Consider the following 14,801-nt stretch of genomic DNA (forward strand, 5'->3'; position numbering starts at 1 on the left):
GGGAGCGAATCGAGCATTATCCCGCCGCGTGTCCATTGGGGAAGTCCAACGCGCCAAACCGCTTATCGCCGGCGGAAGAATCCGCTTGGCCCAGTTATGGCGGTTTTTCCATCGTTTTGAGCGACGAAAAGTGGTCTAGGGCCCAAACCTACCGCTCAAGGCGACCTATTCTGCCTAATTTCTTGTGGCGACCCCAGTCCAACCAGCTTAAACTGATAGTGCCGGGGAGTTTAGAGTTCCTCGGGGGGAGCGCCCTAGTGCGCGCCTTGTTGGGTTCGCCGTCCGTCTCGCGGCGGGTTCGCCAACTTTGTTGAAGCCAGCCAGCGAGACGGCAAAAATCAGCAGAAGCTGCTCCAGAGCGGTCGCCGCATCGGAACACGGCGGGCCCTTGGGCAGAAGTATTTTTTTTGAGGGAGCGTTTCCCATGCGTACTCGTCGATCGAACTGGACCGCCATGTTGGGCCTCGCCGTCGCGATGACGTCGACTGCATTGGCCCACGCTGAAGATTCGGGACGCCTCACGGCGTTTCGGCAAGGAGACAAAACCTCCTATGCCGTGAGCCTCGCGCCCGAGATGGCCAACAAGGAAGTTGACGGCGTCGACGTCGTCGTCCTGTTTGATACCTCGGCCAGCCAACAAGGCGCCTACCGCGAAACGGCTCTCGAAGCGCTGAAGACCTTCGCTGCCGGGTTGCGCCCGACCGATCGCCTGCAGATCGTCGCCATCGACCTCAGCGCCCGCGACGTGACGAGCGATTTTGTGGCCGGCGATTCCGCTGCCGTGGCCAAGGCCGTGGCAACGCTCGGCGAGCAAGCCCCCCTCGGCTCCTCTGACATCGAAGCCGGCCTCGACGTCGCGCTCGAAAAGCTTGAAGCAGCCAAGTCAGCTCATCGGGCCGTCGTGTACATCGGCGACGGCGTCAGCATGGCCAACCTCCTCGACGCCCCGACGATGGGGCCGTTGGTCGACAAGCTCCGTGCGGCTCGCGTGCCGGTCTCCAGCTACGCCGTTGGCCCGCAGGTCGACGCCCAGTTGCTGGCCGTTCTGGCGAACCAATCGGGCGGCAATTTGTACGTCGCCGAGCCGATCGTTTGGCAAGATGAAAAGGCCGGCGTGAGCGATGCCCGCGCCCGCGAAGAAAACGTCCGCAACGCTCAGGCCGCCGCGAAGCACCTCGCCTCGTGGTCGCGCGCTGCAGTTGCCTGGCCGACGAAGGCCCAGTTGCCGAGCGAACTCGGCCAGTCGTACCCGACCGCGTTCCCGCCGCTTCGCGCCGACCGCGACACGGTGATCGTCGGCCAAACGCCGGCCGAAATCAGCAAGCCAGTGTCGGTCGCCGTGGCTGCTGTCGACGGCGACGGCAAGGCCGTCGATTTCACTTGGGCAGTCGCCCCAAGCCAGCCGAGCAATGACAATGCGTTTCTCGCGTCGTTGGTCGATGCGGCCAAGCAAGACGGCGGCCTGACGCTGCCGACGCTCGGTACGGCTGGTCTCACGGAAATCGCCCGCCTGATGGGTGCCCAGTCGGACCAACTGACGATGCTCGCCCAGAAGGCGGTCGCCACCGGCGATCGCGAAGGCGCCCTGCAGATTGTGGAAGCGGTTCTCCGCCAAGATCCGGGTAACGTCCAAGCCCGCACGGTGCAAACCGCGATCGAGTCGGGCGCCCCGGTGCAAGCTGCTCCGGCAGTGGCTGCTCCGGCCGCCGCCGCTCCCGCGACCTCGGCTCCGGCTGCTGCTGCCGCACCGGCTGCTGGCGGCGACATTATCCTGAACAAGGCCGTCGCCTCGGAACCGATTCCGCCGGCCGAACCGGGCCTACTGGAGAAACGTGGTCCGGACGGCACGTTCCTCGACGAAGTCGAGCAAGAACGCCGCGCCTACTCGCAAATGCTGCAGACGGAAGTTTCGAACACCGTGATCGAAGCTCGCGAGCGGATGTCGGCTGAACCGCAAATTGCGATTCAGGAACTGAAGCTCGCCCTCGAGAACGTCCGCCGCGCTGCGGAACTCGACGCCCCCACTCGCGCGTCGCTCGAAGACAAGCTGTCGATCGCTCTCAAGGAAGCGACCCGTAAGGCGTCGGTGAAGGATGAACTCGATCGTCTCCGCGACGAAGAACTCGCCGCGGTTCGCGAGCAGAAGTACCTCGACGCCCAGCTTACTCGCAACATCGAACGCGAGAAGCAGTTGATGGATCGTTTCAACGCCTTGATGGACGAACGTCGCTACGTCGAAGCGGAAGAAGTCGCGGCGATCGTCAATGAGGTCGATCCGAACGGCGTCACGCCGCGCGTCGCCGTCTTGTGGGCCCGTCAGCAGCGTCACGTCTATCTGCAGCAAGTGACCCGCTCCGCACGGCACGCGGCGGCATGGGACACGATGTTCCAAACGGAGCTTTCCCACATTCCCTTCCCCGACAATCCCCCGATCGTTTATCCCGATGCCCCGATCTGGGAAGAGTTGAGCAAACGCCGCAAGGACCGTTACTCGGTTGACTTGAAGAGCGAAGGCGAAGCAGAACGCCGCATTTACAGTGCTCTGCGTCAGCCGTTGCGTGCTCCGATTTCGGAAGTGGAAGCGCCGCTCAACCAGATTCTGCAGGTGTTGGGCGAAGACTACGACATCCCGATTATCTTCGACAACGCGGCTCTCGACGCCGTCGCGGCGAGCCCCGAAACGGAAGTTTCGATCGAAATCGCCAACGTGACGCTGAAGTCGGCGCTCGAGCTGATTCTGAAGAATGCCGGCGAAGACCTGACCTACATCGTCGACAACGAAGTCCTACTGATCACCACTCAGGAAGAGGCTGAGAAGCGTCTTCAAGTCCGCGTCTACCCGGTTGCTGACCTCGTCATGCCGATCCAACAGCTCGGCGGCATGGGCGGCATGGGCGGCATGATGGGCGGCGGCGGTATGGGTGGCGGCGGCATGGGCGGCGGCGGTATGGGCGGTATGGGCGGCGGCGGTATGGGCGGCGGCGGCGGCGGTATGGGCGGCGGCATGGGCGGCGGCGGTGGCGGCGGTTTCTTCGCCGTTCCCGACGAAGTCAACGCCAAGCCAGCTCCGAAGCCCACGGCGCCCGCTTCCGTTCAGACTCCTGCCCCCGCGCAGCCGAAAGCGGAACCGAAGGTTGGTGGCATCGAGATCGACCTCTCGATGGCTCCGGAAGCGTTCTGGACCAAGTACTTCGCCGAGAAACAACAAGATCAGAATGTCGTCCGCCACGCTGCCAAGCAGCTCATCAAGCAAGGCCACTACGACCACGCAATCGCCCTCATTCAGGCAGCCCTGGCCAACGGCCAGCCTCAAGCCTGGATGTATGAATCGCTCGGCATCGCCCTCGAATTGAACGGCGCCCCGAAGAGCGAGATCGAACGGGCCGTCATGTCGGCCTGCGACTTCAGCACGAGCCCTGAAGAGCTGATGCTGATCGCGCGGTATCTGTCACACATCGGTTTGAACAATCGTGCGGTCGACATTTACCGGCAAGTCGCCAAACTCGATCCGTTGAAGTCCGACGCCTACGCTCTCGGCCTCCGCGCGGCCCAGCGTGCGAACGACGTCGACGGCATTCGTTGGGCGTCGGTCGGGATTCTCAAGCAAGCTTGGCCCGCCGAGCAGCAAGAGATTCGCAACCAAGCGATGCGCATCGCTCAGGCGACCCTCGAAGAATTGCAGGCGGCCGGCAATCAGACCGAGGCCGACCGCTTTCGCCGCGAACTCGACGAAGCGTTGGTTCGCGATTGCGTCGTCAAGGTTTCGTGGTCTGGCGACGCCGACGTCGACCTGATCGTCGAAGAGCCGAGCGGCGCCACCTGTTCGCTCCGTTCGCCGCGCAGCGCCGGCGGCGGCGTCATCCTCGGCGACGACTACGCCAACTTCGAGAAGGAAGATAAATCAGGGTCGTTCAGCGAAACCTACGTCTGTCCGCAAGGCTTCGCTGGCGAATATAAGGTTCGCGTCCGCAAGGTCTGGGGCGATGTGGTCGCCGACCGCGTGACCGTCGACGTCTACAAGAACTACCGCACGAAGGACGAGCAGCATCAACGCCAGCACATCGCGGTCAACAACGGCGAGGACGCCTTGGTGGTTTTCGATCTGGAACAGGGTCGCCGCAACGACCCGATTGCCAATCAACAACTGATTGCTTCCGTCGATCGCCAGGATACGATCTCGCAAGCGGTCATGGCGCAGCAACTCGGCTCGATTTCCGATCCGTCGATCCTCCCGGGCCGGGGCGGCAGCGTCGAAGATTACTTCGACCTCCGTCGCCAGTTGGCTTTCGCCCGTGGCGGGGCCGTCGGTTACCAGCCGGTCATCATCACGCTGCCGGAAGGTTCGCAAATGATCGCATCGGCCGTCGTATCGGCTGATCGGCGCTATGTGCGGATCACGTCGGCGCCCTCCTTCACTGGCATTGGCAACGTGACGACGTTCACGTTCGCCGGTGCAGCTGCTCAAACTGACACTGACACTGGCACTGATACGGCGGACGCAGGCACTGACACCGCTGATGCGACGGATGCTCCAGCCGACAACGCCGACAACCAACTCGACTTCTTCGACTTCTAGTCCGAAGCGGGTCGACTACAGCAACGATTTCTGCAATATCGACAGCTGAGCAATTCCCCGCGATGCGAGACTAAGCATCGCGGCGAGTTGCTCGGCGTCGAACGTCGCTTCTTCGCCCGTGCCCTGCACCTCGACGTAGCGTCCGCCGCCGGTCATGACGACGTTCATGTCGACCTCGGCCGCAAAGTCTTGCGAATAGTCGAGGTCGAGCGTCGGTACGCCGCCCACGATGCCAACGCTAACCGCGGCGACGCTATCGCTCAGCGGCAAAGGCTCGCCGTTGGCGAATCCGGGGGATGAACGCAGGGCCTGCACAAGCGCCACGTAGGCGCCGGTGATCGACGCGGTGCGCGTGCCGCCGTCGGCCTCCAGCACGTCGCAATCGACGGTGACGCTCCGCTCGCCGAGCGCTTCGAGGTTGACGATCGCCCGCAGGCTGCGGCCGATCAGCCGTTGAATCTCCGTCGTGCGGCCGTCGATCTTCGGCCCGCGGTCACGCCCCTTCCGCGGCGACGTGCTGCCGGGGAGCATGTTGTACTCGGCGGTGACCCATCCTTTACCTTGGCCCTTCATCCAGGGCGGCACGCTCTCCTCGATGCTGGCCGTGCAGAGAACGATCGTCCGGCCAGCCTTCACAAGGACGCGGCCCGGAGCGGCGCCGAAGGGGGCGGGGTCGATCGACCAGGTGCGAAGCGAATCAGCAGGGCGGGCGGTGGTCGTCATGTGGTCGTTGGCGATCTTGTGAGAGTTTGTAGTTGAGTGAATCGCAAGCCGCGAGTAGGACGCAGGCGGTTGGTAAGTCTCGCGAAGCGCTGGACTGATCGCTTAAGCGACCAGTCCGAAGCACGCTGGATTCGCGATTCTTGGAGAACGCTTGACGCTCAGCTCTGAGCTCCCAGCAGCCACGCCAGCACGCCCTTTTGCACGTGCATCCGATTGGCGGCCTGCTCGACAATGATGCTGTACGGACTGTCCATTACCTCGTCGGTGACTTCCTCGCCGCGCTTCGCCGGCAGGCAGTGCATAAAGCGTGCGGTCGGCCCGGCGGCGGCCATCAGCTTGCCGTTTACTTGGTAGTCGGCAAAGTCGCGACGGCGTTGGGCCTCTTCGGCCTCCTGGCCCATGCTCGCCCAGACGTCGGTGTAAACGGCCGCGGCGCCGTGGACCGCTTCGACGGGGTCGCGGGTCACCAGGAACTTCACCCCCGGCGCCTTTGCGTGGAGCTTCGCGACGAATGCATCGTCGAAATCGTAACCCTTGGGCGACGCCACGGCGAACTCCACGCCGAGCAAGCCGCACGCCATCGCGAGGCTGCGGGCGACGTTGTTCGCATCGCCGACCCATGCCAGCTTCTGCCCTTCAAGTGTCCCGGCCGACTCGCGAATCGTGAACAGATCCGCCAGCGCCTGGCACGGATGTGATTGGTCAGTCAGCCCGTTGATCACCGAGCAGCTCGAATACTTCGCCGCTTCGACGACGGTTTGGTGCGCCTTCGTCCGCAGGACGATGACGTCGACCATCTCGCTCAGCACCCGCGTGAAATCGGCGATGCTCTCGCGCTTGCCGAAGCCCGCGTCGTCGCCCAGCAGCATGCTGCCGCCGCCAAGGTGCGTCATCGCCGACTGAAAGCTGACGCGCGTCCGCAGCGACTGCTTCTCGAACACCAGCGCCATCATGCGCCCCGGCAGCAGCGGTTCCCGCACGCCGGCGCGAAACTTTGCCTTGAGGTCGGCGCTCAGCGCGAAGATCCGCAGGATCTCGTCAGTGGTCAGGTCCGAGACGTTTAGTAGATGTCTCATGGCACGCTCTTTTCACGTAAAAACGAAATCGCCGCGCCTCTTCGGCGCGGCGCGATTGGATTGAACTACGGCTTAAAATTTCGAATCGCCTCGACGAGGATCGCACATCCTTCACGAACTTCCGCCTCGCTCGAAGTGAGCGCCGGCAGCAGCCGGATGACGTTCCCCTGGGTGACGTTAATCAGCAGCCCGCGGTCCATGCACGCCTGTACCAGCGGCGTGGCGTCGACCGTCAGCTCGACGCCGATCATCAGCCCCAATTGCCGGAACTCGCGGACGTACGGCAACTCGGCGACGAGCGGTTCCAGCAACTCGCGGAACACGCCGCCAAGCTTCCCCGCGGCCGCCAGTAGGTTCTCCTGGTCGATCGTCTCGATCGTCGCGATCCCCGCCCGCGCGGCGAGCGGATTGCCGCCGAACGTCGCCGCGTGCATTCCCGGCCGCAGGCTTGCGGCGACTTCCTTCTTGGCCAGCATCGCCCCGCCGGCGACGCCGCCGCACAGGCTCTTCGCCAGCGTCATGATGTCGGGCGTCACGCCAAAATTCTGATAGGCGAACCACTTCCCCGTTCGCCCGCAGCCAGCCTGCACTTCGTCGAAAATCAGCAGCAGGCCGTTCTCGTCGGCGATCTTGCGGAGCCCTTCGAGGAACCCGGCCGGCGGAATGCGGATGCCCCCCTCGCCCTGAATCGGCTCGACCATAATCGCCGCTGTTTCGCCGTCGACCTTCGCCCGCACCGCCTCAAGATCGCCGAACGGAGCGTAAACGAATCCGGGCACTAGCGGCTCGATCCCCTCGTGATACCTCGGCTGAGCGGTCGCGCTCACGGCCGCGTAGGTCCGGCCGTGAAAGCCCCCCTCGAAGGTGATGATCTTGTAGCGTTCCTTCGGCGTGTGGAGCCGAGCCAGCTTGATCGCCGCCTCGTTCGCTTCGGTGCCGGAGTTACAGAAAAACGCCTGCCCGCCGAAGCTCCGCTCGCTGAGTAGCTTGGCCCACTGCCCCTGGGCTTCCATGTGCCAGGTGTTCGGTACATGGATGAGCTCGGCCACCTGCTCCTGCACCGCCTGCACGACTTTGGGCGGACAGTGGCCAATGAGATTGCAGCCCCAGCCCGGGAAAAAATCGAGATACTTCCGCCCCTGATCGTCCCAAACCCACGACCCCTCGCCGCGGACCAGCGACAGCGGAAACCGCTTGTAGTTCGGAATGACATACTGATCAAACAGCGACGCCGTCTCGGGCGACATCTTCGTAGCGGCGGTGGCGGTGCTCATGGCGGTTTAATTTTCTCACGCAAAGGCGCAAAGGAAAACGCAGGCAATCTGCTTTGCGCCTTTGCGTGAAATCCTTCTGAAATTGGAATACAGGGAATCGTCAACGCGAATCAGACGCCCCGCCCCCTACGCAGGTTCGGCGACCAATTCCGTTCCCACGCCCTGATTGGTGTAGATTTCCAGCAGCAGCGAGTGCCGCAGCCGGCCGTCGATGATGTGGATCTTCCGCACCCCCTTGCTGAGGGTGTCGAGGCAGCCCTCGACCTTCGGGATCATCCCCGCTTCGATGCTGCCGTCCGCCATCAGGCGGCGGGCCTCCGCGGCGGTCAGCGAGTGGATCAGCGAATCGGGGTCGTTCTTGTCCCGCCGCACGCCGTTGACGTCGCTCAGGAAGATCAGCTTCTCCGCTCCCACCGCCTGGGCGACCGCGGTCGCCGCGGTGTCGGCGTTCACATTCAGCCGCTCGCCAGTTTCTGTTTCGCACATCGAAGGAATCACCGGCACCTGCCCGGCGTAGCAGAGATTGTCGAGAATCTCGCGATCGACCCGCGTCACATGCCCGACGTACCCGAGGTCGATCGGCTCGCCCCCCTCCTTATTCGGCAGCGTCAGCCGCTCGCCGAACAGGACGTTGTTGTTCGTCTCGCCGACGAAGTTGAGCGGCATGGCCCGGCCGCCGAACGTCTCGATCCGCTCGGCGATCGATTCGTTGATCTCACCGGCCAGCACCCGCTCGACGATGCCGAGCGTCGCCTTGTCGGTGTACCGCCGCCCCTGAATGAACCGCGACTCCAGGTTCGCCTCGGCCATCGCCCGCGTGATCGCCGCCCCGCCGCCGTGGACGACGATTGGCCGCATGCCGACGGTTTCCATGAAGACGATGTCGACCAGCAGGTGCCCGAGCGCATCGGGATCTTCCATCACGCTGCCGCCGAGCTTGATCACAGTGATCTTGTCGCGGAACTGGCGGATCCAGGCCATCGCTTCGATCAGAACGTCGGCTTTCTCAATCGCTTCTTGCACTTCTCGCTCATTCCCAGTGCGGGCGGAAAATAGGGAGGGAATCGCGTATTCTAAGGGCAAAATCTGCCCGGCGAAAGAGAATTTGGCCCGCGGGCTGCCGATCTCCGCCAGCCTCAAATTTGAACCGCCAAGGACGCCAAGGACGCCAAGGGGAAGACCAAGAAAGTTGGAACCGCCGATGAACGCAGATAGACGCAAATAAATCCATATCGGCGTTCATCTGCGTCTATCTGCGGTTCCTCGCCTTGATCTCGTTCCCTGTCGTGTCCGCCGTGTCGTCGTGGTTCAATTGCTCCGGTTCCCCGCATTTCCTTGGCGAACCTTGGCGTCCTTGGCGGTAAGTCTCCTCTCCCCCTGGCCCGCGACCCAGCCGTCTGCCAAGATAGGCGTCTCGCTCAGAAACCCGTCTGTTTTGCCCCGGAAGCTGCGAAAATGCCCCCCGCCCCCGCCATGGCGATCGTCCTTGCCGCCGGTAAGGGGACGCGCATGAAGTCGGAGCTTCCCAAGGTTCTCGTCCCCGTCGCCGGCCGTCCGATGGTCCGCTACGTGATCGATGCCCTGCGGGCCGCCGGGGTCGAGCGGGTCGTCGTCGTCGTCGGCTACCGGGCCGACCTCGTCCGAACCGAACTCGCCGGCCTTCCCGGCATCGAGTTCGCAGACCAAACCGAACAGCTCGGCACCGGCCACGCCGTCATGATGTGCCGCGAGCAGCTCGCTTCACATGACGGCCCTGTCGTCATCGTCGCCGGCGATTCGCCGATGCTCCAGGCCGACTCGGTCGCCACCCTCTTGGCGGAAGCCCGCGCACGCCGCACTGCTTGCCTCCTCGGCACGGTTCGCCGCGACGATCCGACAGGCTACGGCCGCATCGTCCGCAGCGCCGCCGGCGATTTCACCGGCATCGTCGAAGAAAAGGATGCCACTCCTGAGCAGCGGGCGATCACTGAAATCAACGTCAGCACCTACGTCTTCGACGCGAAAGAATTGCTCGCCGCCCTCGACCAGTTGCGGGCCGACAATTCCCAGCGAGAATATTACATCACCGACTGCCCAGCGATCCTTCTGGCTGCCGGCAAGCAGGTCGCCGCGCTCAACGTGCTGAAGCCCCGCGAGGCCCTCAGCATCAACAGCCCGGAAGAACTTGCTCAAGTGGAGAAAGTCATGAGTGGCGTGTAGCGAGTGACGAGTTCTCTTCGCTCGTCAGCTCCTTTCCTCTCTCGCAACTCGAAACTCACAACTCGCAACCCTCCCTCATGAACGACCTCAAGATCTTCAGTGGCAAAGCGAACCGGCCCCTCAGCCAACAGATTTGCGAGTATCTGGGCGTGCCGCTCGGCGACATTTCGCTCGGCAATTTCCCCGACGGCGAAACCTCGTGCAAAATCAACGAGGACATCCGCGGCCGCGACGTTTACCTGCTGCAGCCGACCTGCCCGCCGGTCAACGACAACCTCTTCCAGCTGCTCGTGATGATCGACAGCTGCAAGCGAGCCAGCGCCGAACGCATCACCGCGGTGATGCCCTACTTCGGCTACGCCCGCCAAGATCGTAAAGACGAGGGACGCGTCCCGATTACCGCGAAGCTGGTGGCGAACCTCATCACCCGCGCCGGCGCCGACCGCGTGCTGACGATGGATCTCCACGCCGCGCAGATCCAGGGCTTCTTCGATGTCCCGGTCGATCACCTTTACGCCGCCCCGGTGCTCAACGAGTACTTCCTCAGCCTCGGCATCCAGCCCGAAGAAATCGTGATCGTCAGTCCCGACGAAGGAAGCATCAAGCGGGCCCTCGGCCACGCAAAGCGGATTGGCGGCTCGGTGGCGATCATCGACAAGCGTCGCATGAGCGCTGAAAAGACCGTGCAGGCGAACATCCTCGGCGGCCCCGTCGCCGGCAAAGTGGCGCTGATGTTCGACGACATGATCAGCACGGCCGGCTCGATCAAAGGCGCCGCGAACGTCCTCCACGAAAACGGCGTGAAGGAAATCCACGTCGGCGTTTCGCACGCCGTCCTCTGCGGCAACGCAATGAACAACCTCCGCGAAGCGAACCTCGCGAGCCTCATCTGCACGAACTCGATCCCGCAACGGGCCGACCAAATGCCGCCGAACACGCGCGTGCTAAGCGTCGCACCCCTTCTCGGCGAAGCGATCAAACGCATCCACCGCAACGAATCGGTGAGCGGGCTGTTCAAATAGCCGCGCGCCGCCACCCCAGCGCACCGCCGACCACTCCGCAACGCCCATTTGGCCCCGCCCGCTCGCGGCGGGCGTTTCCGCTATTCGCACCGCGCACTCACAAGCAGGCATATAATCAGGCGACTCATCCCCTTCGCGTAATCGCCACATGCCCGCTCCCCTCACCCTCGACCATCTCCGCCGCTACGCCATCACGCGTAGCCTCTTCAAACCAACGACGTTGCCGCGCGCCATTGCCAAGCTCGGCTTCGTCCAGGTCGACCCGATTCGCGCGCCGGCCCGAGCGCAAGACCTCACCCTCCGCCACCGCGTTACCGGCTACCGCGCCGGCGATCTCGAAGCACGCTACTCGCGACTCGCCATCGAAGAAGACTTCTTCGTCAACTACGGCATCCTACCCCGCGCTACGCAGCGCCTCATGCATCCGCGCACAGCCCGCGTCGAATGGTCGTCGTCGCGCTGGACGCAGGCGCAAGCCGTGCTCGAGTTCGTCCAAAGTCGCGGCGCCGCACACCCCCGCGAGGTCGACGCCGCCTTTCAGCATGGCACGACGAAAAACTGGTTTGGCGGCAACACGAAGGCCAGCACGCAACTGCTCGACGGCATGCACTACCGCGGCCTGCTCCGCGTCGCCCGGCGAGACAGTGGCATCCGCGTTTACGCCCCGCAACTCGCCCACGAGCAAGATGCTCCGGTCGACCCCGATGCGGCCCTCGACGCCCTCGTCGACGTCGTCGTGGCCAAGTACGCGCCACTCCCTGCCGCGACGCTCGGCCGCTTGGTGATGGCGCTTGGTTCCGCCGCCCCGCAGTGGCGCGACGAGCGCCGTGCAGCACTCTCGCGCACCAAAGCAAGATTGCCGCAAGCAACCGTCGAAGGCTGCCGCTGGTTCTGGCCCGCCGATGAAAACCCCGCCAGCCGCCGCTTCGCCAGCGATGCCGTGCTCGACGACCAACTACGCTTGCTGGCTCCCTTCGATCCCATCGTCTGGGACCGCCAACGCTTCGAGCAGTTCTGGGGCTGGGCCTACCGCTTCGAAGCCTACACTCCGGCGCCGAAGCGCGTCCGCGGCTACTACGCCCTCCCCATGTTGTGGCGCGGTCAAGTGATCGGCTGGGCCAACGCCGCCGTCCGCAACGGCCGCCTGCAACTGCAACCCGGCTACGTCACCGGCCGAGCCCCGCGCGACGCTGCATTTAAGTCGGCGATGCTAGAAGAGCGGGATCGCATGGAGCAGTTCCTCGGCGTGTGAACCCACTGAGTGGGGCGTGGGTAGCCTCGGTTGCCGCCCCAAGTGGCTATCAGGGCCATCTGAGAGTGCAATCCTTCGGGTCGAACTCCCCCGAATTAGCCTCCCGCGGCTGCGCCGCCCTGGGTAGGCGTGTACGCCAACCAGGACTACCCGCTATTGAAGGTCAAATTCGTCGTGATTTCCATTGGCATCGATAAGCTTGAGTTTGCGGCCGCTTCTTTCAACTGTGTATATCTTCGCGCCTCCGCTTGAGGTTTCGACTCTGAGTCGACCGTCGGATAAACGATTCCATCGCAGGCCTTCAGTAACGTCGATACCAGATTGGGCCCCTACTCCGCTGCCATCCGAAAGGAACTCCACGCTCACTCCAGAGGCTGAACTCTTCCAGTTTCCAACGACCTGGTCGTCCGCACAGCCACTAAGCGCAAAGATGGAAGTCACGATGAGCATTGCAATCCAGCATCTAGGTCGCATGTTGGTTTCCTCGGACTGAGAGTGATTGAAGCTACTAAGCAGTGTATGGTGTTAAGTGTATTTTTAATATGGTTTTGTCAAAAATATGCTGGCGATGCAAGAAGGGCGGGTGGCTGGAGCGGCTCTCGGGGGGCTGCAGGGGGCGCGGTTTCGGCTCGAGCGGCTGGTGAGGGAGGTATCGCCGCAAGAGGTGCTCGTTCGCGCTGTCTCGCTCGAGTGGGCTTTTGCGTCTCGCTCGGACGCATCGCGCGGAATCTCAGCCCCAAAATGGGCGGATACCAACAGCCAGGGTCGTAAGACCCTGGTGGTAGTCCCCACAAATGCGAAAACCCCGTAGGGGCTCATACCCCTGTCTACGGAAGGCTGCTCCTCAAGAGTTGTCGTAGCTTTGCCGCTTACGTTCCAGGGTGGCCAGAAATGACAGGTTTTCAATAGCCGTTTGAACCGTCACAATGGGTGTGTGGCGTAAGGTTGCATTTGGTAGGAAGTGTCTGCCACCGGAGCGGAAGCCGACAGTGCGTGCCAGCATTCGCTGCGTTTGTGACGCGTTAGCATCCAGAAAGCGGGGTTAGCGACGCTGTAACTCCTAGCGTCCCAATGGATTACAAATTGTGTCGCCAAAAGTGCGTTTGGCGACACAATTGACTCGCCATCGCAGGTAACGCCCAGAGTGAGGCTGATGCCAACAACAACTACCAACCCGTCTAGTTACCGCTATTGAGTCAGAAACCCCAATTCGCACACTTACCCAACCTACCAATTGCCTCAGCCGCAAACCCACCGCTCCCGGTCCCAGGGACTCGAAAACTCCCCGGTTTCTGGGCTTGAACTCCACAAGGAATCGGGCACAATTGGGAGTTTGCCACTTGTTTGGCGGTCGACAGTATACGCGCGGAAAGCAGTTCACATGTCCGATACGTTGCAGGTTGAAAAGCGGGATTTCACGGGAAAGCGGCGGAACCACCGGTTGCGCCTCGAAGGGAAGCTCCCCGGGATCGTTTACGGCCACGGCGAAGAGCCGGTCAGCGTCATCGTTCCGGCCGACCAATTGCGGGCCACGATTCGCCACGGCCACAAGGTCGTCGAGCTGCAAGGCGCCGCCACCGGTCAGGCCTTGCTGCAAAATGTTGAGTGGGACACCTTCCAACAACACTTGATCCACGTCGACCTGTTGCGGGTCGATGCTAGCGAGCGTGTTGAAGTGGAAGTGCCGCTGCTGATCCGCGGCGAAGCCCCGGGCGAGCACGAAGGCGGCGTCGTCGAGCACCTGATCCACCACGTCGAGATCGAAACCTCGCCGCTCGCGATTCCTGAGTCGCTCCACCTGAGCCTCAAGAATCTCCACCTGAATCAAACGCTGACGCTGGCCGATATCATCGACATGCCGGAAGGCGCCAAGGTGATTGGCGACCCGAAGACCGTCGCCGTGACCTGTCACGAACCGACCGCGGAAGTCGAAGAAGAAGCCGGCACTGGCGCCGCCGAACCCGAAGTCATTGGCCGCAAGGCTGCCGACGACGAGGAAGCGAAAGACAAGAAGTAGTTGGCCTTGGCCGCTTCTCGGTCCCGATAAGCGGCGAGTTAGGCAGGCAGTTAACGATGAAGCTGGTTGTAGGCCTCGGCAACCCGGGACAGAAGTACGAGGGAACGAGACACAACGTCGGCTTCGACCTGATCGACAGGCTCGTGCAGGAAACGGGGGCTTCGGCCCCCCGCTCGAAGTTCGACGGAGAAGTTTGGGAGTGTTTGCTGGAGGGAGAGAAGTCGCTCCTGCTAAAGCCGCTGACGTTCATGAACAAGAGCGGCGGCAGCGTGCGGAAAGCGACTGATTTCTACCAAATTCCGGCAAACGACGTGGTAATCGTCTGTGACGACTTCAACATCCCGCTCGGGCAGTTGAGGCTTCGAACAGGCGGTTCCGACGGCGGACAAAACGGATTGGCCGACACCATCAGGTCGTTGGGAACTCAAGAAGTTCCCCGCCTGCGGATTGGCATCGGCCCGGTGCCGGAACGATGGAATCCGGCCGATTTTGTCCTCGGAAAATTTGGCCCCGACGAGCGCGTCGAAGTCGCCCTCCAGGTGGCTCGATCCGCAGACGCGGTGCGAATGTGGGCGAAGCAAGGCATGCTCCCCGCAATGAACCGGTTCAATGGCAAAGGCAATTAATTTGCTGTTAGCTATTAGCCGTGGGCTGTCGGCCGT

The 14,801-nt window shown here is 62.8% G+C and carries 11 protein-coding genes; 6 read left to right on the forward strand and 5 right to left on the reverse strand.

The window, feature by feature from the left end:
• Positions 1-424: 424 nt before the first annotated feature.
• A complete protein-coding gene (locus tag PLANPX_RS27645; protein ID WP_152097865.1) occupies positions 425-4,576 on the forward strand; it encodes a VWA domain-containing protein in 4,152 nt (1,383 codons plus the stop codon).
• A gap of 15 nt (positions 4,577-4,591) precedes the next feature.
• On the opposite strand, the gene rph is transcribed toward PLANPX_RS27645, so the two are convergent.
• The 4 genes from rph to argB form a co-directional block, all read right to left on the reverse strand.
• A complete protein-coding gene (gene rph, locus PLANPX_RS06045; protein WP_152097866.1) occupies positions 4,592-5,299 on the reverse strand; it encodes a ribonuclease PH in 708 nt (235 codons plus the stop codon).
• Between the two features lie 158 nt (positions 5,300-5,457).
• Entirely contained in the window at positions 5,458-6,375 is a 918-nt protein-coding gene (gene argF / locus PLANPX_RS06050) for an ornithine carbamoyltransferase (protein ID WP_152097867.1), read from the reverse strand.
• 65 nt (positions 6,376-6,440) lie between these two features.
• Positions 6,441-7,649, reverse strand: a complete 1,209-nt coding sequence (locus PLANPX_RS06055; RefSeq protein ID WP_152097868.1) for an aspartate aminotransferase family protein — start codon at positions 7,647-7,649, stop codon at positions 6,441-6,443.
• 126 nt (positions 7,650-7,775) lie between these two features.
• The gene (gene argB / locus PLANPX_RS06060; RefSeq protein WP_152097869.1) at positions 7,776-8,672 is read right to left on the reverse strand and encodes an acetylglutamate kinase; all 897 of its coding nucleotides are present in this window, start codon (positions 8,670-8,672) and stop codon (positions 7,776-7,778) included.
• 432 nt (positions 8,673-9,104) lie between these two features.
• On the opposite strand from argB, the gene PLANPX_RS06065 reads away from it, so the two are divergent.
• The 3 genes from PLANPX_RS06065 (at position 9,105) to PLANPX_RS06075 (ending at position 12,122) form a co-directional block, all read left to right on the forward strand.
• A complete protein-coding gene (locus tag PLANPX_RS06065) occupies positions 9,105-9,848 on the forward strand; it encodes a sugar phosphate nucleotidyltransferase (RefSeq protein ID WP_232536308.1) in 744 nt (247 codons plus the stop codon).
• Positions 9,849-9,925: 77 nt separating this feature from the next.
• Positions 9,926-10,870 carry a ribose-phosphate diphosphokinase gene (locus tag PLANPX_RS06070; RefSeq protein ID WP_152097870.1) on the forward strand — a complete coding sequence of 315 codons (945 nt, stop codon included), beginning with the start codon at positions 9,926-9,928 and terminating at the stop codon, positions 10,868-10,870.
• Positions 10,871-11,018: 148 nt separating this feature from the next.
• Positions 11,019-12,122: a DNA glycosylase AlkZ-like family protein gene (locus PLANPX_RS06075; RefSeq protein WP_152097871.1), complete on the forward strand. Its 1,104-nt coding sequence runs from the start codon at positions 11,019-11,021 to the stop codon at positions 12,120-12,122.
• A gap of 153 nt (positions 12,123-12,275) precedes the next feature.
• On the opposite strand, the gene PLANPX_RS06080 is transcribed toward PLANPX_RS06075, so the two are convergent.
• Positions 12,276-12,572, reverse strand: a complete 297-nt coding sequence (locus PLANPX_RS06080) for a hypothetical protein (protein WP_152097872.1) — start codon at positions 12,570-12,572, stop codon at positions 12,276-12,278.
• Between the two features lie 931 nt (positions 12,573-13,503).
• On the opposite strand from PLANPX_RS06080, the gene PLANPX_RS06085 reads away from it, so the two are divergent.
• Both PLANPX_RS06085 and pth read left to right on the forward strand, forming a co-directional pair.
• Positions 13,504-14,139, forward strand: coding sequence for a 50S ribosomal protein L25 (locus PLANPX_RS06085; protein WP_152097873.1), 636 nt, complete (start codon positions 13,504-13,506; stop codon positions 14,137-14,139).
• 56 nt (positions 14,140-14,195) lie between these two features.
• Entirely contained in the window at positions 14,196-14,765 is a 570-nt protein-coding gene (gene pth, locus PLANPX_RS06090; RefSeq protein WP_152097874.1) for an aminoacyl-tRNA hydrolase, read from the forward strand.
• Positions 14,766-14,801: the final 36 nt, after the last annotated feature.

It is taken from the genome of Lacipirellula parvula (genome assembly GCF_009177095.1).
Lineage (GTDB): Bacteria > Planctomycetota > Planctomycetia > Pirellulales > Lacipirellulaceae > Lacipirellula > Lacipirellula parvula.